General features: G+C 59.6%; 18 protein-coding genes, 1 pseudogene and 1 riboswitch. Of the genes and pseudogenes, 10 read left to right on the top strand and 9 right to left on the bottom strand.

The genetic code is table 11. From position 1 onward, the window contains the following. The first annotated feature begins 130 nt into the window (after positions 1-130). The 4 genes from KJS28_RS11970 to KJS28_RS11955 all read left to right on the top strand — a co-directional run bounded on the left by KJS28_RS11970 (position 131) and on the right by KJS28_RS11955 (position 3,781). The gene (locus KJS28_RS11970; RefSeq protein ID WP_213541163.1) at positions 131-1,195 is read left to right on the top strand and encodes a reverse transcriptase domain-containing protein; all 1,065 of its coding nucleotides are present in this window, start codon (positions 131-133) and stop codon (positions 1,193-1,195) included. A 707-nt stretch (positions 1,196-1,902) separates the two neighbouring features. Beyond that, entirely contained in the window at positions 1,903-2,268 is a 366-nt protein-coding gene (locus KJS28_RS11965; RefSeq protein WP_213541162.1) for a GntR family transcriptional regulator, read from the top strand. Positions 2,269-2,271: 3 nt separating this feature from the next. After that, the gene (locus tag KJS28_RS11960; protein ID WP_213541161.1) at positions 2,272-2,973 is read left to right on the top strand and encodes an ABC transporter ATP-binding protein; all 702 of its coding nucleotides are present in this window, start codon (positions 2,272-2,274) and stop codon (positions 2,971-2,973) included. After that, positions 2,963-3,781 carry a hypothetical protein gene (locus tag KJS28_RS11955; protein WP_213541160.1) on the top strand — a complete coding sequence of 273 codons (819 nt, stop codon included), beginning with the start codon at positions 2,963-2,965 and terminating at the stop codon, positions 3,779-3,781. Before KJS28_RS11960 ends, KJS28_RS11955 begins: the two co-directional genes overlap by 11 nt. Positions 3,782-3,845: 64 nt before the next feature. Here the strand turns inward: KJS28_RS11955 and KJS28_RS11950 are convergent. The 5 genes and pseudogenes from KJS28_RS11950 to KJS28_RS11930 all read right to left on the bottom strand — a co-directional run bounded on the left by KJS28_RS11950 (position 3,846) and on the right by KJS28_RS11930 (position 8,029). After that, positions 3,846-4,617, bottom strand: a pseudogene (locus KJS28_RS11950) (TatD family hydrolase). A gap of 65 nt (positions 4,618-4,682) precedes the next feature. Beyond that, positions 4,683-4,991 carry a putative quinol monooxygenase gene (locus KJS28_RS11945; RefSeq protein ID WP_213541159.1) on the bottom strand — a complete coding sequence of 103 codons (309 nt, stop codon included), beginning with the start codon at positions 4,989-4,991 and terminating at the stop codon, positions 4,683-4,685. A 14-nt stretch (positions 4,992-5,005) separates the two neighbouring features. Further along, the gene (locus tag KJS28_RS11940; protein WP_213541158.1) at positions 5,006-5,851 is read right to left on the bottom strand and encodes an HAD-IIB family hydrolase; all 846 of its coding nucleotides are present in this window, start codon (positions 5,849-5,851) and stop codon (positions 5,006-5,008) included. A gap of 3 nt (positions 5,852-5,854) precedes the next feature. Next, positions 5,855-7,105 (bottom strand): PSP1 domain-containing protein, encoded by a 1,251-nt coding sequence (locus KJS28_RS11935; RefSeq protein ID WP_213541157.1) that lies wholly within the window; start codon positions 7,103-7,105, stop codon positions 5,855-5,857. A gap of 60 nt (positions 7,106-7,165) precedes the next feature. After that, positions 7,166-8,029 carry a DNA polymerase III delta subunit-related protein gene (locus tag KJS28_RS11930; protein ID WP_213541156.1) on the bottom strand — a complete coding sequence of 288 codons (864 nt, stop codon included), beginning with the start codon at positions 8,027-8,029 and terminating at the stop codon, positions 7,166-7,168. A 260-nt stretch (positions 8,030-8,289) separates the two neighbouring features. Between KJS28_RS11930 and ppdK the strand changes: the two genes are divergently transcribed. The 6 genes from ppdK to purB all read left to right on the top strand — a co-directional run bounded on the left by ppdK (position 8,290) and on the right by purB (position 17,154). After that, on the top strand, positions 8,290-10,923 hold the full coding sequence (ppdK, locus tag KJS28_RS11925) for a pyruvate, phosphate dikinase (RefSeq protein ID WP_213541155.1): 2,634 nt from the start codon (positions 8,290-8,292) through the stop codon (positions 10,921-10,923). A 466-nt stretch (positions 10,924-11,389) separates the two neighbouring features. Continuing rightward, positions 11,390-12,301 (top strand): prepilin-type N-terminal cleavage/methylation domain-containing protein, encoded by a 912-nt coding sequence (locus KJS28_RS11920; protein ID WP_228298396.1) that lies wholly within the window; start codon positions 11,390-11,392, stop codon positions 12,299-12,301. A gap of 787 nt (positions 12,302-13,088) precedes the next feature. After that, positions 13,089-13,595, top strand: a complete 507-nt coding sequence (locus KJS28_RS11915; protein ID WP_213541154.1) for a GNAT family N-acetyltransferase — start codon at positions 13,089-13,091, stop codon at positions 13,593-13,595. Positions 13,596-13,606: 11 nt separating this feature from the next. After that, positions 13,607-13,801, top strand: coding sequence for a plasmid mobilization protein (locus KJS28_RS11910; RefSeq protein WP_213541153.1), 195 nt, complete (start codon positions 13,607-13,609; stop codon positions 13,799-13,801). A gap of 614 nt (positions 13,802-14,415) precedes the next feature. After that, positions 14,416-15,690: an adenylosuccinate synthase gene (locus KJS28_RS11905; RefSeq protein ID WP_213541152.1), complete on the top strand. Its 1,275-nt coding sequence runs from the start codon at positions 14,416-14,418 to the stop codon at positions 15,688-15,690. 45 nt (positions 15,691-15,735) lie between these two features. After that, positions 15,736-17,154 carry an adenylosuccinate lyase gene (gene purB / locus KJS28_RS11900; protein ID WP_213541151.1) on the top strand — a complete coding sequence of 473 codons (1,419 nt, stop codon included), beginning with the start codon at positions 15,736-15,738 and terminating at the stop codon, positions 17,152-17,154. Between the two features lie 254 nt (positions 17,155-17,408). On the opposite strand, the gene KJS28_RS11895 is transcribed toward purB, so the two are convergent. The 4 genes from KJS28_RS11895 to KJS28_RS11880 all read right to left on the bottom strand — a co-directional run bounded on the left by KJS28_RS11895 (position 17,409) and on the right by KJS28_RS11880 (position 20,371). Then, positions 17,409-18,176: a hypothetical protein gene (locus KJS28_RS11895; RefSeq protein WP_213541150.1), complete on the bottom strand. Its 768-nt coding sequence runs from the start codon at positions 18,174-18,176 to the stop codon at positions 17,409-17,411. Between the two features lie 230 nt (positions 18,177-18,406). Continuing rightward, positions 18,407-19,102 (bottom strand): signal peptidase I, encoded by a 696-nt coding sequence (locus tag KJS28_RS11890; RefSeq protein WP_213541149.1) that lies wholly within the window; start codon positions 19,100-19,102, stop codon positions 18,407-18,409. 32 nt (positions 19,103-19,134) lie between these two features. Then, a complete protein-coding gene (locus tag KJS28_RS11885; RefSeq protein ID WP_213541148.1) occupies positions 19,135-19,674 on the bottom strand; it encodes a hypothetical protein in 540 nt (179 codons plus the stop codon). Further along, positions 19,667-20,371 carry a hypothetical protein gene (locus KJS28_RS11880; protein WP_213541147.1) on the bottom strand — a complete coding sequence of 235 codons (705 nt, stop codon included), beginning with the start codon at positions 20,369-20,371 and terminating at the stop codon, positions 19,667-19,669. The genes KJS28_RS11885 and KJS28_RS11880 overlap by 8 nt, the downstream gene beginning before the upstream one ends. A 365-nt stretch (positions 20,372-20,736) precedes the next feature. Continuing rightward, positions 20,737-20,817, top strand: a riboswitch (glycine riboswitch). Positions 20,818-21,077: the final 260 nt, after the last annotated feature.

Here is a 21,077-nt window from a genome sequence, read left to right as displayed (position 1 = left end):
TTCGCAAGCGAAGCGACCGCCTGATACCGCTCCATCGAATCGCGAATCACGCCGTGATTAGAAATTCGACTCCGCTTATATCAGGTCACTTTTTACTGCACGGGGCTGATTTTATGTTAGGGGGGTCTCTATGAAAATCGAGAAGGATACGGTCACATTTGAAGCGCCGGACGCAGACTTCGTGACCAAATTCGGCATACAGGCTGCGGCGGATATGGTGCTGGATTTTCACTGCTTTCACCCGCAGCTGCCGTTCCTGTACGACGCCCGGCAGCTGGCGGCGTTTCTCTCTACCAGCAGGCAAAAGCTCCTTTACTATGTGCGGCACACGGCGGCAGCGTATCACCCCGTCACCATCCCCAAGCGTAACGGCGATGTGCGCATACTGTCCGTGCCGGACGACACGCTGCGTCGCTGGCAGCGGAAGATCTGCCGGGAGCTCCTCGCCTATCTGCCTGTCGCACCGCAGGCCACCGCCTATCGGAAGGGCGGCGCTATCAGCGGCAACGCTGCGCCCCATGTGGGCAAGCGGTATCTCCTGAAGCTGGATATCTCCGACTTTTTCGGCAGCATTTGCTTTGAGCAGGTCCACTCCGCCGCCTTTCACACCCGGTACTTCTCCCGGCAGGTGGGCTTTCTGCTGACCTCTCTTTGCTGCAAAGACGGTGCCTTGCCGCAGGGTGCGCCCACCTCTCCCGCGCTTTCCAATCTGGTCATGCGGAATTTTGATACGAGCATGGCGCGCTGGTGCCAGCGGCGCGGCATCGTATACACGCGGTACTGTGATGACCTGACCTTTTCCGCCGATCGTCCGCTGTTCGCCGTCTATTCGAAGGCGAAAAATATGCTGGCGGAGATGGGCTTTGACCTGAATGAGGCCAAGACCCATTTTATCACCAACGCCGGACGGCAGAGCGTGACCGGTCTGACCGTCAATGAGAAGGTATCCGTGCCGGCCGGCTATAAGCGATCACTTCGGCAGGAGGTCTATTACACCCTGCGCTTTGGTCTGGCGGACAGCATCCTGCGGGGCGGCCACGCAACGCTTCTCACAGACGACCTTCCCGATACGGAGCGCTATCGGCAGCAGCTATTGGGACGAATCCAGTATGTGCTGCAGATCGAGCCGGAAAACCGCTGGTTCCGCGAAGCAAAGCAAAAGCTGCTGTCCTGCGATGACCGCCCGAAGGTCTGACGCCTATTCTTTAATTACAGCGTGGTCATTTCTGCGCCGTCGCGGGGCTTGACCCAAACCGTGACCCAAACGCGGAAACGACTGGAGAGTATTAGGCGGACACAGCGGATCGCCCACCGAGCCGAAAGCACGCAAAAGCGCCGGAAAGCGTTGCGGCACAACGCTTTCCGGCGCTCATCGTATCTTCACACGCAGGAGGTCACTGGTTCGAGTCCAGCAGTCTCCACCACATATGAAAAATCCGAACTTCTTCCCTATCGGGAATGCGTTCGGATTTTTCATTTTTATCAAAGATAATTCCTACTGCTATTTACGTCCGGAGGAATTTTACATCCTCCAGACATTTTTTATCCGCATATTCGATTTCTGCCGTTAGGAATGACGACCATCAAAAAAGAACATCATCTCTTTTGTGGACGGCAATGGACACTATCGGTTAAACCAGCCGCAGGACGAGCGATCCGCCCTCACGAGCGCCTCTTCCCTTCGGATCCCCCTATCCCACCAACAAATCCCCCTTCCCGGCACAGAGCACCGGGAAAGGGGGATTTTTGATCCATCCGCAGAATTTTTCATGTTCCCCCTTGACAATTCCTTTGTCTTAATGTACTATTGTCGTAGTACAAGCGAACTGATAGGTGGGGCAGCGAGAACGTCGAGATGTGACTGCTCCGATCCATCGGCAGCACAGGCAAAGGAGGACGCCTATGGAATGGGATATCCGCAATGACCAGCCCATTTACACCCAGCTGATCCAACAGGTGACGCTGGCCATTCTGTCCGGCACCTTCCCCTGCGGCGGACGGCTACCGCCGGTGCGGGAGATGGCGGCGGAGGCCGGGGTCAACCCCAACACCATGCAGCGGGCGCTGGCGGAGCTGGAGCGCACGGGGCTGGTCTACACCCAGCGCACTGCCGGGCGCTTTGTTACCGAGGACGCCGCTGTCGTCGACAGCGCCAAACAGGAGCTGGCCCACCAGCAGGTCGGGGCCTTTCTGCGCCGTATGGAGCGCATGGGCTACGACCGGGAGCAGGCCGCCCAGCTGGTGCGGTCTTGGAAGGAGGAAGCATAAGAGATGGCTATTTTAGAATGTAAGGACCTGACCAAATATTACGACCGGACTCTGGGTCTGGACCACCTGTCCCTCCAGCTGGAGCCGGGGCGGATCGTGGGTCTGCTTGGCCCCAACGGCAGCGGTAAGACCACGCTGCTGAAGATCGCCAATGGGCTTCTGACCCCCTCGTCGGGGCAGCTGCTCATCGACGGCAAGGCCCCCGGCCCGGACACCCGGAGGCTGGTATCCTATCTGCCGGAGCGCACCTACCTCTCCGACTGGATGACGGTGGTGCAGCTGCTGGACTTTTTCTGTGACTTCTACCCGGACTTCGACCGGGAGGCGGCGGAGCATATGCTGACGGCTCTGGAGATCAGTCCCACCCAGCGCATCAAGCAGATGTCCAAGGGTACACGGGAAAAGGTGCAGCTGATTCTAGTCATGAGCCGCCGCACACGGCTGTATCTGCTGGACGAGCCCATCGGCGGCGTGGATCCCGCCACCAGAGACTACATCATCCACACCATTCTCACCAACTTCCACCCGGACTCCACCCTGCTCATCTCCACCCACCTCATTGCCGACGTGGAGCGCATCCTGGACGACGTGGTGTTCATCAGCCGGGGTCAACTGGTGCTGCACCAGTCCGTGGACCAGATCCGGCAGGAGCGTGGCTGCAGCGTAGACGATCTGTTTCGGGAGGTGTTCCGTTATGCTGAGTAAATTGCTGAAATATGAGCTTCGGGCCTCCGGCCGCATCCTGCTGCCGGTTTATGCCCTGCTGCTGGCCTCCGCCGGCTGCTGCAGCCTGTTTTACAAGCTGGCGGCAGACCATCCTTACCGTACCGGCGCCGCCTCCGTCCTGATGGGGCTGCTGAATGTGGCGTTCTGGATCTTCGTAGTGGCCACCGGCGCCATCACGGCGCTGCTGATGATCTATCGGTTCTATAAGAACTACATGACCGACGAGGGCTACCTGATGTTCACCCTGCCGGTAAACCGGCACCAGCTCATCTGGGCCAAGCTGCTGTCCGCCCTGATTTACACCGCCGCCAGTGCCGTGGCCGTAACGCTGTCCATTCTGCTGGTACTGCTGCCCATTGCAGACTGGTCCGGCTTCTGGGGCGATCTGGGAGAACTTCTCTCCTCCATCACGGAGTCCCTTCATTTCGGCGTTCCCGGTCCGCTGCTGCTCCTGTGGATCGCCGTGCTGGCCATCCTGACGGTGTTCTCCGGATTCCTCATGGTCTATGCCGCCATCGCTCTGGGCCACAGCTTCTCCAATCACAAGATCCTGCTGTCGGTGGTGTTTTTCATCGCCTTCTCGCTGGCCATGCAGGCGGCGGGGTTGACCTTCTTCTCCTATCAGCTGACCATCGGCGAGACCGTCATCGAGAGCGGCGGCAGCGCCGACCTCCTTCTGGACGGCACTCGGTTCCTGGTCATCGATTCCATCGAGACGCTGGTGGCCTGCGGCGTGTTCTACACGCTGACGTGGTACAATCTGCAAAAGCGCCTGAACCTCCAGTAAGGCTCGTCTCTGGACAAGACGCAAAATCAGCCCGCACGGCGAAGCCGTGCGGGCTGATTCGTTTTCACTCCTGCGGGATACCGAAGAACCGGACGCCGTTCTCCCACGTCTGGCGCTCCACCTGTTCCGCCGGCAATCCCTTCAGCTGGGCGATCTTCTCCGCCACCAGATGCACATACCCGGAGTCGTTGCGCTTTCCCCGGAAGGGTACCGGCGTCAGATAGGGAGCGTCGGTCTCCACCATCATCCGCTCCAGCGGTACGGCGGCGATGACCTCCGGCGCCTTCCGGGCGTTCTTGAAGGTGATGGCCCCGTTGAAGGACAGCATCCACCCCAGCTTCAGCAGCTCCTCCGCCATCTCCACGGAGCCGGAAAAGCAGTGGAACACCCCCCGCACCGCCGGAAACTCCCTGACGATGGCAAGGCTGTCGCCGTGGGCCTCCCGGTCGTGGAAAATGACCGGCAGCTTTAGCTCCTCCGCCAGCGCCAGCTGCCGCCGCAGCACCTCCTGCTGCAAGGCACGGGGCGGGTTCTCCTCCCAGTAGTAGTCCAGTCCGACCTCCCCGATGGCCACCACCTTCTCCCGCTGCGCCAGCTGCCGCAGACGCTCTATCTGCTCTGGCTGAAAGTCGTGGCAGTTCTCCGGGTGCAGACCCACGGCGGCGTATACATGGGGAAACTCCGCTGCCAATGCGACGGCCTTCTCCGAGGAGGTCAGCGTGCAGCCGGGGTTTACCACCAGCCCGACACCCTTTTGGGGGCAGTCCCGCCAGTACCTCCCGCCGGTCCGGGTCAAAGGCCTCATCGTCATAGTGGGCATGGGTATCAAACAGCATGGGTGTTCTCCTTTCGCACAAAACAGCACAGGCCGCCGCAGCCTGCGGCGGCCTGTGGGGTCATATTACGCTTCCTCCAGCGTCACCCGGCCCAGCCGGGTGTCCGCCACATATTGCTCCTTCAGTTCCCGCAGGCGGGCCATGTGGGGCTGCTGCAAATGGATGCGCTGATGGGCCTGCGTCTGCCACTGCTCCACCAGCAGAATTTTATCCTCCTGCTGGGCGGAGAAATAGTAGTCGTAGCGGATGCAGCCCTCCTCCCGACGGATGGTATCGGCAATGCCCTCCATCACGATCTGACGGACGAAGGCCTCCCGGCAGCCAGGCTTGGCCGTATAGACCACATATAGGGTCAGGGGTTCGCTCTCACGCATGACCGTTTCCCTCCTCAATACCGCTTGTCCAGCTCTGCGATCATGGCCGCAATGGCGTTCTCCCAGCAGTTGGGCAGAATGTGGATGCCCGGCACCTCATGCACCGGCTGAATGGCATTGGCCGGGGCAAAGGCGGTGCGGGCAAAGGTCAGCATGGGGATGTCGTTGGCGTGGTCGCCCACGCAGTAGACGTTCTCCTGCCGGATCTCCAGCATTTGAGCCAGACGGCGCACCATGCCGCCCTTGTTGGCCCCCCTGGCCGTCAGCTCCAGCAGATAGGGGTTGGACGGCACCACCTCATACTCGGTGCTCCAGCTCTGGCGGGCGATGTACTCCCGCAGGGCCGTCATCCGGGGCTCCGCCTCCTCAAACAGTAGCTTGGAGATAGGAGACGGCACCTCCTCCATGCTGGCCAGCGCCACTGTAGGGGAGTGGGTCAGATGCAGGTGATGATAGGTGATCTCGTTGGGGTTGATGGCGTGGATGGAGTCATCGTCGTGATAGATCTCCAGCGCCGTCTCCGGCAGGTCCTCCAGCAGGCGGCAGATATGCCCCCGGACGGACTCCGGCAGAAAGGCCGTGTACAGGTAGCGCTGCTGAGCGAAGTCGTAGATGGCAGCGCCGTTGAAGAGCACCGTGGGGCCGTTCATGGGAACGCCCTCCCGAACCCGTGAAAAGGACGGCAGCGCCCGGCCCGTGGCCACGGAGAAGGTGCCGCCCTCCGCCATGAAGTACTCCACCGCCTCCCGGTTCTCCTGCGATACCGAGGGCAGAGGGCCGCCGCTCTTCAGCGCCCCCTCGGTATACACCATGGTATTGTCATAATCGCTGGCGATCAGAACGCCTGAAAACTTTCCCACGGCTCACGCCTCCGTCTTGGGCGTACCGCCACCCTGACCGCCTCTGCGGCGACCTCCACGGTGCCGGGGGCGCTTGTTGCTCGGTCCTTCGTCCTCGATGGGCCGCTGGCTCTCCTGACGGGACACGGGCTTGGCATCCGGCTGGGGGGGAAAGGGCTTGATGGCGCTGGCGCCGGGCTTGCCGCTGCGGGTACGGCGGCGGCGATTGCCCTCCCGCCGCTTCTCCTCCGGCTTTTCCGCCAGCTTTTCCGCCGGACGCTCCGCAGGACGCTCGCTGCCCTTGCCGCCTCTGCGGCGGCGGCTGCGGCGGCGGCCCTCCTCCGGCTCCTCCCGATCGGCGGCAAAGTCTGCAATGATGGCGGGGACAGGGAATTCCTCCTGCCGCTCCTCTGCGTAGCGGGCGGGCCGCTCCTTGGGGATCTCGATGCCCTCCCGGCTGCCCTTGCCGTTGCGGAGGACGCACACCTCGCAGTTGTGGTAGCACCGGGGAGCCTCCGGCTTCTCATCCAGCCGCACCTTCACCGTCTCCTTCAGGACGTTGACGTCGCTGACATTACCGGGGCCGTCGGGGGTCTGGACAAAGGAATCGTTCTTGGGCAGACGCTTCAGTGCGTCCTCATAGGCCTCCTGCTCATATTTCAGGCAGCACATGAGCCGCCCGCAGGTGCCGGAAATTTTCGTGGGGTTCAGAGACAGACTCTGGGTCTTGGCCATCTTGATGGAGACGGGCATGAAATCGTCCAGAAACTGGGCGCAGCAGAAGGGCCGGCCGCAGATCCCCAGGCCGCCCAGCATCTTTGCCTCGTCCCGGACGCCGATCTGCCGCAGTTCGATGCGGGCCCGGAAGGCAGAGGCCAGATCCTTCACCAGCTCCCGGAAGTCCACCCGGCCATCAGCGGTGAAGAAGAACAGGATCTTGTTGCCGTCAAAACTGCACTCCACCCGCACCAGCTTCATCTCCAGCTTGTGCTGGAGGATTTTCTTCTGGCACACGTCGAAGGCTTCCTTCTCTCTGGCCCGGTTGCGCTCCAGCACCCGGCGGTCATGGTCGGTGGCAATGCGGACCATGGGGCGGAAGGGCTCCACCACCTGCTCGTCCGGCACCTCGTGGTTTCCCTCGGCACACTGGGCATACTCCAGCCCCTGCGCCGTCTCCACGATCACGTGCTCCCCCGCCGTCACCTGAACGCCACGAGGGTCAAAATAATAGGTCTTACAGCCGCCTCGAAAGCGGACACTGATGACTTCTGTCATATCCTTCATCCTTTCGTATCGGGATCGTTTTTCCATATAGGTGCCATTCTGCGCCCGAGGTCAGCGGGTGGCGTGGAGCAGCCGCTCCCACTGGGCGCACAGCGCCCCCAGCACATGGCCCGCCCCCACATTATAGGCGCAGTCGGCGCTGTACTGCCGCAACAGGGCCGACAGGCCCTCCAGCCGCCGGGAGGAGAGGCTCCGGCTCAACAGCGCTGCCTCCTCCGGCAGGGTGCCGTCCTCCGGCTTCCCCGCCTGAAGCAGCAGGGCCTGCGCCGTCAGGAGCCACGCATCCTGCAAAAGCTCCTGCAGCTGCTCCCGCTTGATGCGGCGGTTCTCCAGCGATACCAGCCACTGGGCCGCCGGGAGGGTCTTTCCCTGCGCCAGCACCCGGCACAGCCCTCTGGCCTGCTCCATCTCCGGTGTCTCCGGCTGTCCGGCCACCTTCCACTCCACGCAGCGGGAGCGGATGGTGGGCAGCAGAGCCGCCGCCTTCTCGGCGCAGAACAGGAAGGCGGCGTAGGCCGGTCCCTCCTCCACGATCTTCAGCAGCACGTTCTGATCCCGCTGGTTCAGCTGGCCGCAGTCGGCAAAGATATACACCTTCCGGGCGCCGTCGTTGGGGCGGATATACACATCCTGCCGCAGCTGGCGCACCAGCTCCACCGGCAGCTCCTTGTGTCCGTCGTCCCGCACCGTTACCACGTCGGGGTGGATGTCCTCCAGTACCTTGCGGCACTGGCGGCACCGCAGGCAGGGACGCTCCCCCTCTCCCTCGCACTCCAGTGCGGCGGCGAAGTAGCGGGCGGCGGCCATGCGATCTCCGCTGCCGGAGAGAATGGCGGCGTGGCTCAGCGTCCCCTTGGAGGCCGCCGCACGGATGCGCCGGGCCAGTGTGCTGTTTTCCGGGATCAGTTCTTCCATGCCGTCTCTGCCCTCCCCTGCCATACCGGATGGCCTATGCACCCAATATAATATCTTAGTATAGCACAAAGGCGGCAAATGCCGCAAGGTGTGAGTTTCTGTTTTTTGCGGAAATATCCGGCAGCGGAGGGCCGCCCGAAGAAAAACGAAAAAAAACCGGAAAAATTCTGGAATCCATGCTTGCTTTTGAAGCTTTTTTTGCTATAATAAGGTTGTTCTCAACATTCGGTACAACTATAATGATAGATGGAGGAATCTGCATGAGTAAGAAGTATTGTTACCTGTTCACAGAGGGCAACGCACAGATGCGTGAGCTGCTGGGCGGTAAGGGCGCCAATCTGGCGGAAATGACCAATATTGGTCTGCCTGTGCCGCAGGGCTTCACCATCACCACCGAGGCCTGCACCCAGTACTATGAGGACGGCCGCCAGATCAACGACGAGATCATGGCCGAGATCATGGAATATATTGAGAAGATGGAGAAGATCACCGGCAAGAAGTTCGGCGATCACGAGAATCCCCTGCTGGTCTCCGTCCGTTCCGGCGCACGGGCCTCCATGCCCGGTATGATGGACACCATCCTGAATCTGGGTCTCAACGAGGACGTGGTGGCGGTCATTGCAGAGAAGTCCAATAACCCCCGCTGGGCCTGGGACTGCTATCGCCGTTTCATCCAGATGTACTCTGACGTGGTCATGGAGGTGGGCAAGAAGTATTTCGAGCAGCTCATTGACGAGATGAAGTCCAAGAAGGGCGTCACTCAGGACGTGGAGCTCACCGCCGAGGACCTGAAGGAGCTGGCCGGCCAGTTCAAGGCCGAGTACAAGTCCAAGATCGGTCAGGACTTCCCCACCGATCCCAAGGAGCAGCTGCTGGGTGCCATTAAGGCCGTGTTCCGCAGCTGGGACAATCCCCGTGCCAACGTCTATCGCCGTGACAATGACATCCCCTACTCCTGGGGTACCGCCGTCAACGTCCAGTCCATGGCCTTCGGCAACATGGGCGATGACTGCGGCACCGGCGTGGCCTTTACCCGCAACCCCGCCACCGGCGAGAAGAAGCTCATGGGCGAGTTCCTGACCAACGCCCAGGGCGAGGACGTGGTGGCCGGTGTCCGTACCCCCATGCCCATCGACCAGATGGCCGAGAAGTTCCCGGAGGCCTATGCCCAGTTCGTGGAGGTCTGCCACACGCTGGAGGATCACTACCGGGATATGCAGGATATGGAGTTTACCGTAGAACACGGCAAGCTGTATATGCTCCAGACCCGTAACGGCAAGCGCACCGCTCCCGCCGCTCTGAAGATCGCCTGCGATCTGGTGGACGAGGGCATGATCTCCGAGCAGCAGGCCGTGGCCATGATCGATCCCCGCAATCTGGATACCCTGCTGCATCCCCAGTTCGACGCCGCCGCTCTGAAGGCCGCCACCCCCGTGGGCAAGGCTCTGCCCGCCTCTCCCGGCGCTGCCTGCGGCAAGATCGTCTACACCGCCGAGGATGCCAAGGAGTGGGCCGCCCGTGGTGAGAAGGTGGTTCTGGTCCGTCTGGAGACCTCTCCCGAGGACATCGAGGGCATGAAGGCCGCACAGGGCATCCTGACGGTCCGTGGTGGTATGACCAGCCACGCCGCCGTAGTGGCCCGTGGTATGGGCAAGTGCTGCGTCTCCGGCTGCGGCGCCATCGTCATGGACGAGGAGAACAAGCAGTTCACGCTGGCCGGCAAGACCTATCACGAAGGCGACTGGCTGAGCCTGGACGGCTCCACCGGCAACATCTACGACGGCGCTATGCCCACCGTGGACGCCAGCGTCAGCGGCGACTTCGGCCGCATCATGGGCTGGGCCGATAAGTTCCGCCGCCTGAAGGTCCGCACCAATGCCGACACCCCCCACGACGCCGCCAAGGCCCGTGAGCTGGGTGCTCAGGGCATCGGCCTGTGCCGCACCGAGCATATGTTCTTCGAGGGCGACCGCATCGCCGCCATCCGTGAGATGATCTGCTCCGACACCGTGGAGCAGCGTGAGAAGGCTCTGGCCAAGCTGCTGCCCATGCAGCAGGGCGACTTCGAGGGTATCTACGAGGCCATGGAGGGCAATCCCGTCACCATCCGTTTCCTGGATCCCCCCCTGCACGAGTTCGTCCCCACCGAGGAGGCCGACATCGAGCTGCTGGCCAAGGATATGGGCAAGAGCGTGGCCGAGATCAAGGCCATCATCGCCTCCCTGCACGAGTTCAACCCCATGATGGGTCACCGCGGCTGCCGTCTGGCCGTCACCTTCCCGGAGATCGCCGTCATGCAGACCCGTGCCGTCATCCGTGCCGCCATCCATGTCCAGAAGCGTCACCCCGACTGGAACATGGTGCCTGAGATCATGATCCCGCTGGTGGGTGAGGTGAAGGAGCTGAAGTACGTCAAGAGCGTGGTGGTCAAGACCGCCGACGAGGAGCTGGCCGCCGCCGGTATGAAGATGAAGTATCTGGTAGGTACCATGATCGAGATCCCCCGTGCCGCCCTCACCGCCGACGATATCGCCAAGGAGGCCGAGTTCTTCTCCTTCGGCACCAACGACCTGACTCAGATGACCTTCGGCTTCAGCCGTGATGACGCCGGCAAGTTCCTGGGCGCCTACTACGACAAGAAGATCTACGAGAACGATCCCTTCGCCAAGCTGGATCAGGTGGGCGTGGGCAAGCTGGTGGAAATGGCCGCCAAGCTGGGCCGTGCCACCCGCCCCGACCTGCATCTGGGCATCTGCGGCGAACACGGCGGCGATCCCAGCTCTGTGGAGTTCTGCCACCGTGTGGGTCTGGACTATGTGTCCTGCTCCCCCTTCCGTGTGCCTATCGCCCGTCTGGCCGCCGCGCAGGCTGCCATCCGCGAACAGCGCCAATAAGAAGTTGACACAGCAGCGTAGGCAAAACAACTGATATAAATACGGTCACACAGTCCCTTTGGATTGTGTGACCGTTATTTTTGCCATGCTTTTGCATGGCAAAAATAAGAAATGTGCCATTTCCTCGCCCCTGTGGGGCAACCGGAAATGATGCACAAAAACTTCATGCGCCGGCATTTGCGCATTTCCGTGGTGCGGTGCTCAGGCATGAAGTTTTTTGCCCATTTTCAGCTGAACACACCGCAAATCAAGCCGCTGGTTTCACTATGAAATCAGCGGCTTTTTGCGGCTTTCCTCTTGGGCAAGGGTCGCCATGATCGTCAGCCGCAACTCACCATCGCTGTCCATTGTCCAGATATTATCCTCGACGAAATGATTTTTAATTATGCAGCTTTCTCGTTGCAAACATCGCAGAATTATGGTAAAATGAGCGGATAAAAATACCCAAGATAAAGCAGGGATTATAGTGAAACGAATCAAAACCGGATTTACATTGATGGAAATGCTGATCGTCATTGCGATCATCGCTGTATTGATTGCGATTGCGATCCCGTTATTTTCATCACAGCTTGAAAAAACCAGAGAAGCGACGGATCTTACAAATGTACGCTCTGCTTATGCACAGGTATCCACAGAGGCACTGCTCGGAAATTCGGAGATCACCGTGACGGTTGACCTGACGCAGAAGCAGGCCGACTGGCAATCATTGGACCCCGTGAATATCGGCGGTATCGTCCACTACAAAAAGCAAGGGGACACAGATAATTGGAAAGGCGTTGCTGCGCCGAACGGAACCTGCGTTGTGTCATATCATGAAGATTACGGAATCATTCTCACCTGGAGCGGAAAGGCCGACCCGACTACGCCTGAATACCCGTTTAATACAAGCATAACGGATTTCTTCTCACTTCTATATGATACAGCTTTCTGGAAAAACGGCAGCATAAAGAACAATACAAATTTTGAGTTTGACTCCAGATGCCCAGACTCGGAATATATCCCGGCTATTTCCGAAGCGATCGAAAAGCTGGACAACAGTCTTTTACAGCAGCCGGACTGTACCTGGGCCTATCTTGGCAACGGGAAAGACGGGCAAGAGGCAAAGCGGTATCTCTTCTGGACCTCTCTGAACACTGACAAAGTCGGCGCCGGAAAGAGCATCCCCGTAATCATCCAGACCGGTGACGGAAAATATTATGTTTCCGAAACCACGACCGGCAAGCGGAATGGCAAAGACTATGTCACCATCTCGGAATCGCTTACGCCGAACCAGTATACGCAAACCCTGAAAAAAGGAAAAGAATATTCCTCCTTGGAAGCAGCCTACGATGCCTATCTCAAGGCCTTGGAGCAATATGATTCGGTTCGCCAGCCTTAAGGTGCCTTGTCCCGCCATAACCGCTGATGCTGGGAAACGTCGTATTTCAAATCGAAGCTGCTGAATTGACGTGAGGTCATTTTCATGTGGCTGTTCTATAAAATAGGATTCGAGAAACAAATGGTCAGTTATCGGGCTGGATCGTTTACAAGTGGGTATGTGCCATTACGGCACATCCCCATTTGTTTTTGTGTCCGCTTTGCAGATAGATTCTACTTGTGTGTTACAGGGTTTCTGCCTGAAACGTCGTATATCCCTTATAATAGCTGTGGTCAATACCCTTCCTAAAGATCTTGCGGCATATGCTGTGTGCCGATAAGACAGCAATCTGAGAAAACTACAAAATCGGCATCTGCCAAGCAGGATTGGACAACAAAACAGGCGGCACTCAACTTCGGTTGGGTGCTGCCTGTTTTTGTACAGCTAAGGGCTGAAAATCGCCTATTTTCTGTTCTGAAAGGTAAGGACAGAAAAAAAGGGTGAAATAGTTATCGCCTCTGCGTGGTTCTTTTGTGAAACAGCGAATCGCTGCATAGCGGATACCGTTCGCTGGGGAGTGCGTATATTTACGGTCGTACAAAATACCCCTCAAAACCGTAAAGTCGATAGGTGGGTATTTCGATGCAGAGTATGTTCGACACTGGGGAAACTGAAAATCAGCTTATATTCGTGGAAAAGTTATATTTTAGGGCGATAAATTCTGGGTATCGTATTGAAAACAGAGCTATCCTTGTGATATAGTGTGTGTACACACTAACAGTCGGGAGACAGGGCAAGGAGTAACCAAGTGAGAATACAACATAAAAACCTAACAATCCGCCAAGCCGAGGTTACCGATGCGAAGCAGCTTGCCGCTTGGTGGAATGATGGTGCTGTGATGGCACACGCAGGCTTTCCCAACGGCCTGGGAACGACCGAGGAAGAAGTTGTAAAAGGGCTTAGAAATGGTCTTCTGGTCGTTGAAGAAAGCGACCGTCTGATTGGCGAGTGCAATTACCACAATGCGTCAGATGGAGTTGCAGAAATTGGCATTAAGATCTGCGAAACCGATTGTCAGAACCGTGGTGTTGGCAGGAAGGTTTTGAGTATGCTGATCAGTTGGCTGTTCAGAAACGGCTATGCCAAAATCATCCTCGATACGAACTTGACAAACACAAGAGCGCAGCACGTTTACGAATCACTTGGTTTCCGCAAGGTACGAACCAATATCGATTCTTGGAAAGACCAGTTCGGTCGGCTTCAATCATCGGTTGATTATGCGCTGGTTGAGCAGGATTTTGTCAGTTATGAGTGAGAGAGACACCTATGCCAGACAACAGGAATCGCAAGCGACCGATACAGGTCAAATTCTTCGTAGATGAAAAAGAACTCAGCTTGATAAAGGCGAGGATGGCACAGCTTGGGATAGAGAATATGAGCGCTTACCTTCGTCAAGTGGCAATCGACGGATATGAGGAAAAACCGAATTTGCCTGAACGCCGTGAGCCGAAAAATCCCTGACTCGCTTTTCAAGATGGAGCGCAGCCGATTTCTCTGAAATCGTTCAGGGGTTTGGGGCATTTCCCCAACAAGATTGCACGGGTGTATAAACACGAGCATTGCTTGCTAAGTGCGTTTCGCAGTTGGCAGGTAATGCGAAGTGGGTACCGCCGTGCATTGCTTGCCAGAATGGCAAGCTCCGATGTGGGTACTCACCGGATTTGCTTGCTATTCTGCAAGGAAATCCCGGTCGTACCACGCCGGATTTTGCAAGTGTAGCTACACTTGCTGTGCTTACTATTCTCCGTTTCCTATGTTAGCAAGCGCCATTTCCCAAATGGAAATCGGCGGCAATCGCCGCCTTGTCTGCCAAAAAGCGAAACGGACGGACGGAAGTCAATGGCGGCGCAGCCCTGCTTTTTTCTGGGGCTGACGCTCCTCCCCTGACCCCACCGGAGGGCGCTGTGTGTCCCTGATTTTCCTTCCCCCGCCGGTGCATTTTCGATGCGCCAAATCATTAGGTTCACTTATGTCAATCATTTCAAACCTATACTTCCCCTATGCCTCCGGTGCGCCTATAATAAGCTGTTGTTTGAAAAAACTCGCTTTTAACACCAAGTCAGGAGGCAGTATCTATGGCAAATTGTGCAATCGTAGGCATCAACTGGGGCGACGAGGGCAAGGGCCGCATGGTGGATTACCTATCCCAGCGGTTTGACGTCGTGGTCCGGTATCAGGGTGGCGGCAACGCCGGCCACACCGTCATCAACGACATGGGCAAGTTTGCCCTGCACCTGCTGCCCTCCGGCGTTTTCCACAAAGGGGTCATGAACATCCTCGGCAACGGCGTGGCGCTGGACTGCGAAAATCTCCTGTCGGAGATCGAGACGCTGCGGGCCGCCGGAGTGCCCATTTCCCCGGAAAACCTGCTGGTCAGCGACCGAGCCTCCCTGCTGCTGCCGTGGCACCGGGAGCTGGATGCACTGGAGGAGGCCCGTCTCAAGGACAAGCAGTACGGCTCCACCAAGCAGGGCATCGCCCCCTTCTATTCCGATAAATACCAGAAAAAGACCATTCAGGCCGGGGAACTGCTGTACCCGGAGCACCTGAAGGCCCATCTGCAGGACCTGTTGGAGTGGAAGAACCTGATCCTCCGGGAGGTCTACGGTGCTCAGGGCTACACCATGGAGCAGCTGCTGGCATGGCTGGATCGCTTCGGCGGAGCCATCCGTCCTTTCATCGCTGACACCGGCGCTTGGCTGCGGCAGGCGCAGGCAGACGGCAAGTCCATCCTCTTCGAGGGCCAGCTGGGCGCTCTGCGGGATCTGGACTTCGGCATCTACCCCTATACCACCTCCTCCAATACCATCGCCGCCTACGCCCCCGTGGGCTCCGGGCTGCCCGGTGCCAAGCTGGACGAGGTGGTGGGCGTGGTGAAGGCCTACTCCTCCTGCGTGGGGGAAGGCCCCTTCACCTGCGAGTGGTTCGGCCCGGAGGCCGAGGAACTGCGGGAGGCCGGCGACGAGTACGGTGCCAAGACAGGCCGTCCCCGCCGGGTAGGCCCTATCGATCTGGTGGCCTCCCGCTACGGTGTCCGGATGCAGGGCGCCACCAACATTGCCCTCACCAAGCTGGATGTCCTCAGCTACATGGAGCGCATCCCCGTCTGCGCTGCCTACGAGGTGGACGGCCAGATCACCCACGAGTTCCCCTTCCCGGTTCTGCTGGATCAGGCCAAGCCCGTGACGGAGTACCTCCCCGGCTGGCACTGCGACATCTCCGGCGTCCGCACTTGGGAGGCACTACCCCAGGCCGCCCGTGACTATGTGACCTATGTGGAGCAGGCCATCGGCTGCCGCATTGGCTACGTCTCCGTGGGCGCTGAGCGGGACAGCCTCATTCTTCGATAACCACCGGGCCAGCCTGCCCGCCAACATCACCAAAGGAGCATCCCTATGGCAAACGACGTATACACCTCCCCGCTGGCGTCTCGCTACGCCTCCCCCTATATGCTGCACCTGTTCTCGCCGGACAGCCGCTTCCAGACCTGGCGCCGCCTATGGGTGGCGCTGGCTCGAGCGCAGCATCAGCTGGGCCTGCCCATCACCGCCCGGCAGGTGCAGGAGCTGGAGGCCCACGTCACCGACATCGACTACGAGGTGGCCGCCGCACGGGAGCGGGAGGTGCGCCATGACGTCATGGCCCACGTCTACGCCTACGGCAAGGCGGCCCCGTCGGCCGCCGGCATCCTCCATCTGGGGGCCACCAGCTGCTACGTCACCGACAACGCCGATCTGATCCTCTACCGGGACGGTCTGCGCTATCTCCGGGGTCAGCTGCTGTCGGTGCTGGCGGATCTGGCCACCTTCGCCCGGCGCTATGCCGCCGTCCCCACCTTGGGCTACACCCACTATCAGCCCGCCCAGCCGGTGACGGTGGGCAAGCGGGCCACCCTGTGGATGCAGGACTTCCTCTCCGACGTGGAGGAGCTGGACGCCCTGCTCTCCGGCCTGAAATTTCTGGGCTGCCGTGGCACCACCGGCACCGAGGCCAGCTTCATGGATCTCTTCGACGGCGACGAGGAGAAGATCGACGAGATGAACCGCCGCATCGCCGCCGAGTTCGGCTTTTCGGAGTGCTTCCCCGTGTGCGGCCAGACCTACCCCCGCAAGGTGGACAGCCGTATCCTGAGCTGCCTCAGCTCCATCGCCCAGAGCGCCTATCGCATGGCCGGAGACATCCGCCTGCTGCAGCACGATCGCCAGCTGGAGGAGCCCTTTGAGGACAGCCAGATCGGCTCCTCCGCCATGGCCTACAAACGCAACCCCATGCGCTGCGAGCGCATCTGCTCCCTGAGCCGCTACCTCATGGCCGATGCCATGAACGCCCCTATGACTGCCTCCGCCCAGTGGATGGAGCGCACGCTGGACGACTCCGCCAACCGCCGCATCGCCCTGCCGGAGGGATTCCTCTGCGCCGACGCCATCCTGCGGCTGTGCCAGAACGTAGCATCGGGCCTTCGGGTCAACGAGACGGTGGTGGATCGCACTCTCCGGGAGTACCTGCCCTTCATGGCCACCGAAAACCTGATGATGGAGGCCGTGAAGCGGGGCGGCGACCGCCAGCAGCTCCATGAGGTCATCCGCCGTCACTCTATGGCCGCCACGGCCCGCATGAAGGAGGGACATCCCTGCGACCTGCTGGACCGGCTGGCCGCCGACCCGGCCTTCGGCCTGACCCGTCCGGAGCTGGAGGCTCTCATGGATCCCCGGCGCTACATCGGCCGCTGTCCCCAGCAGGTGGCCCGGTTCTTAGAGCGCTGCCAGCCCCTTCTGGCGCAGGCCCAAACCGCCGACGGCACCATCACCCTCTGACCAACCCCGCCATACTTCGTCTGCCGCAAAACCGCCTTTCCCGCAAGACTCTAACATCGCAAAGCCGCACCATACCGCACGCCCCATAGCAGCGCCCTCCATTCGGCAATGCTTTTCCTGCCATACCCCCAATGGCACCCCAGAAAACCAAAAATCAGACCCTCCGGCTGGGCCGGAGGGTCTGGTTTTCACCCCACCACAGCGAGGAAGCCCTCCGGCATCGCCGGAGGGCTTCCTATTATACTTGCACTCTCTTATTCGCCGGTGGTTCCGTCGGTGCCGTTAGACGTGTCGCCGGTCCCAGCGTCACCGCCGGTACTGCCGCCTGCGCCCGTATCACTTCCGGTGCCGGAATCACTCCCCTGTTCGCCGGAGCCATTGCCGGTGCTGCCGCCGTTCTCGCTGCCGGGTGTCTCATTGCTGCCGCTCTGATCACCGGTATTGGCATCGTCAGCGCCGGGAACCGCAGCATCCGTGGTCTGCTGACTGTCGCCGTTCACCGCAGGCTGCTCATCAGGCGTATCGGAGGGTTCCTGCTGAGCCGTTCCGATGCTTCCGCCGTTCCCCACCGCCGTCCCCGGCAGGCTGTCCTGCTTTCCCCAGCAGAGGGTCAGCGCTGCGCCGCTCTCGTTGACGGTAATGGTATAATCCTCGGTCGCAGTAAGATAATCCGTGTGATACTCCGTGTCGCCCACTTTGATCACCACATAGGCATATTGGGCATCCCCCGCCATATGCAGTGTCAGCGGGCCGGTACCGTTCAAGCTGCACGGTTCTCCGACCTTCAGCTCACCCAGAGCCGTATTGTTCAGCGACGCCGTCACCGTGGCAGTGGCGGACTGAATGGGCTGCACACCGCTGTTCTGGGTGGCCGTGAACCACGCCCATGTCAGGCTGCACAGGCAAACCAGACACATCGCCACCCCCAGCAGGGAGGGCATCAGCAGCGCCGTCAGCGACGCAGGCTTCTTCTCCTGCGGGTGCTCACGCTTTCCTGTATAGAAAGTTTCCTTCCAATTCATGTCTTGATGCTCCTTTCAATCCGGCAGAGCCATATGGCGGGCGCCGGTCAATAGGCGAGCCAAGGACGCAAGGAGTCTAAGCTTGTGTCCTTGGCTCGCCCCTCCCCGGCGGTCAAATCGGGGAGGATCGAGCTTGTAAAGAGGGGTTTTCGATAGAATGATCATCCATGATGATTCCCGATGTCATGGCCGGAGCGTCCCTCCGACAACGCTCCCCGGGGAGCGGCAAATCACGCCCGAGGGGGCTCCTCCGGAGCCTTTTCCTTCTCCTCCAGCCGGGCCTTCATCTCCATCAGCTCCTGCATCATCCGCTGGTTCTCCTCCCGCTGGCGCTCCAGATTCGCCTGCTGGGCCTGTATTTCCCGCTGCTCCTCGCTCTTATAGCGCTTGAACAGCCGGACGCAGTTGATGCCCTCCATGAGGATCAGCAAAAAGAACGGCAGGAAGATGCACAGAATGTAGCCGGGGGTGGTTTTCAGGAACTGGAAGAAATTGCCCACGCCGGACAGGCACTTCTCGTACTTGCCAAGCACATAGGGATACGTCACCGGCATCTCGTCGTCGGTATCGGTGGTGGTACCGTAGGTGATAAAAGCCGGCTGACCGTCTGCGTCGGTGGTCAGGGACCGGATCTTATGAGTCACGGTCTCTCCAAAGCTGGCTGTGTCCTGCGAGGTATAGGCGATGATATCCCCCTCCTGCAAAGTAGCGGGATCCACCGACCGCACCAGAATCAGGTCTCCGGCCTTAAAATCCGTGGCGCTCATGGAGTCCGATCGCACGATATACATCTTGTAGCCGAACAACGCCCGGTCATTGCGGTCAAAGGTGGTGACGGAGACGATGGTGAACACCATCATGCACACCGCCAGCAGCACGATCAGCCATGTCAGTACGGTCTTGATTACTTCAAAGGTTTTTTTCATGGCTTTTCTCTCCTGCAACGGTCTCCCCAACATCAGTCAAACAGCCGCTGCGGGTTGTTCTTGGTCTGGGTGGCGTCGGCACAGAGGGTAAAGGTCAGATCCTTGGCCTGAGCGCTGTTGCCGGTCGCCTCCGGGAAGTGGAAATACATGGTCAGCGTTCGCCGCTGGCCCACCGCCAGCAAATCGTCCACCGCCTGTGTGTTCTCCAACTGAGTGGGGGTCCCGGAGTAGAGGGTCTTGTCCCCGTCCTTCACCGTGACCTCCAGCACGTCCGCCAGATCACCGGAGACACCGGCGAAGTACAGCCGGTAGTACACCGTGCCGGTGCTGTCGTTTTCGATGAAGAAGTCCTTCTTCACCGTCATGCCCGGCTCAAACAAGAACTCGTCGGGCCGGATCACCGGCTCGCCATCGTTGAGGTTGATACGGACGCCGCCGGTGGCAAAGGTGTTGTCCCGGACGGAAATCATGGAATAGGCCAGTGCCACGGTGGTGACCACCAGACACACCGCCAGCACGATCACCGCAACGATGCCGCCGGTTAGACGGCTGCGGGTCTTACGCTCAGTCATGGGACACCTCCCTGCGGCGACGCAGCAGCACCGTCAGTGCCGCACCGGACACCAGCACCGCCGCTCCCCAGAGCAGGGGCTGCATGGTGTCGCCGGTAGGGGGAGCCAACTCCTCGCTATCCGCCACCCACCAGTAAAAGTCCGCTACCAGCTGCTGATACATATAGGGATTGCCGACGCTGGTATCCAGATACGCCGTCAGCTGATAGTCCAGCGTATCGCTGCCGGCCGGCAGCGGGGTATCCACTGCGGCGGGCATCTCGGCCATCAGGCCGTCATACACCACACTACCGCCCACGGACACCCGCAGCTTCAGCACCTCCGCCAGCTTCTCATAGCCGGGGCGCACCTCCGCCCGGAAGTGGACGGTGACGTCGCCCTTGTGATCTACCTGCACGCAGTCGTTCTGGGTCTCGGCATCGCCGGGGAACATATTGGTCACGGAGAACTCCCGGTTATACTCCGGGCTGCGGTCATACAGCCGGATGGTGACCTTGCCGGTCCGGGCCGCTGTGGGAACGGGTGCGCCGGCGGGCTGCGCCGCCGTCTGGATGCCGTTGCCGGGGGCCTCTGCCGCCCGGCCTGCCTGCCGCCCGTAATACCGCACGGCACACAGCGCCGCAAGGCTCAGCGCCAACAGGATCGCCAGCACAACGATCAGCCGCTTCACCGTGCTGCTTCGAATGGGTTGCCGCACCTGTAACACCTCCTGCTTCCTTCCAAAACTCATATGGCACATATAGACTCTCTGGCTCGCCCTTGCCACAACCAATGGTGGTTTTTCGGCAAATCTCAGCGGCCGGAGAGCCTTTGCCCTTCGACATTTCGTCTTGCTAATTGTCAGGTCCATGAGAGATACTACCACGTTTCCCGCCTTTTTGCAACAGGGTTTTGCCGATTTGTGCAAAATTCTAGTTAATTTCATATGTTCTTTGCGTTCATGCGGCATATATGTCTCTTTCAAAAATTCCCCCATGCTTTTACCCCGCCGGGCGGCATAATTTTCTTGACAACCACCGCCGCAAAATGGTAGCCTATGGGTGACAAGCAAACAGAGTTCGGATGACTGGTCCGGGAGAGACCGCTGCGGCGGCGCCGAAGGGGAATGCAGAAGCTCTCAGGCAAAAGGGTCGGACCACGACGATACTCCGAAGAGTGCGGCCTGTCCGCACGCCGAAGGTGCAACCCGCTCCGGCGGGGAATCTCTCAGGTACAAAAACGGAGGCGCAAAACTGCCGAAAGCGGTTTTGCGCCTTTTTGTGCGTCCAAAACCTTTCCGGAACGTGTCCAAGGCACCGCCAAGACCTGTCCGCGATGCGTCCGGAATGTGTCCAGCGACTGGACAAACGAAGCAAACGGAGCAAAACAAGCGGAACAAACAACGGAACAAACATGATAAGGAG

Source organism: Vescimonas coprocola (genome assembly GCF_018408575.1).
GTDB lineage: Bacteria > Bacillota > Clostridia > Oscillospirales > Oscillospiraceae > Vescimonas > Vescimonas coprocola.
The sequence above is the reverse complement of the archived record's forward strand: the minus strand, read 5'-3'. Positions and strand labels throughout refer to the sequence as shown.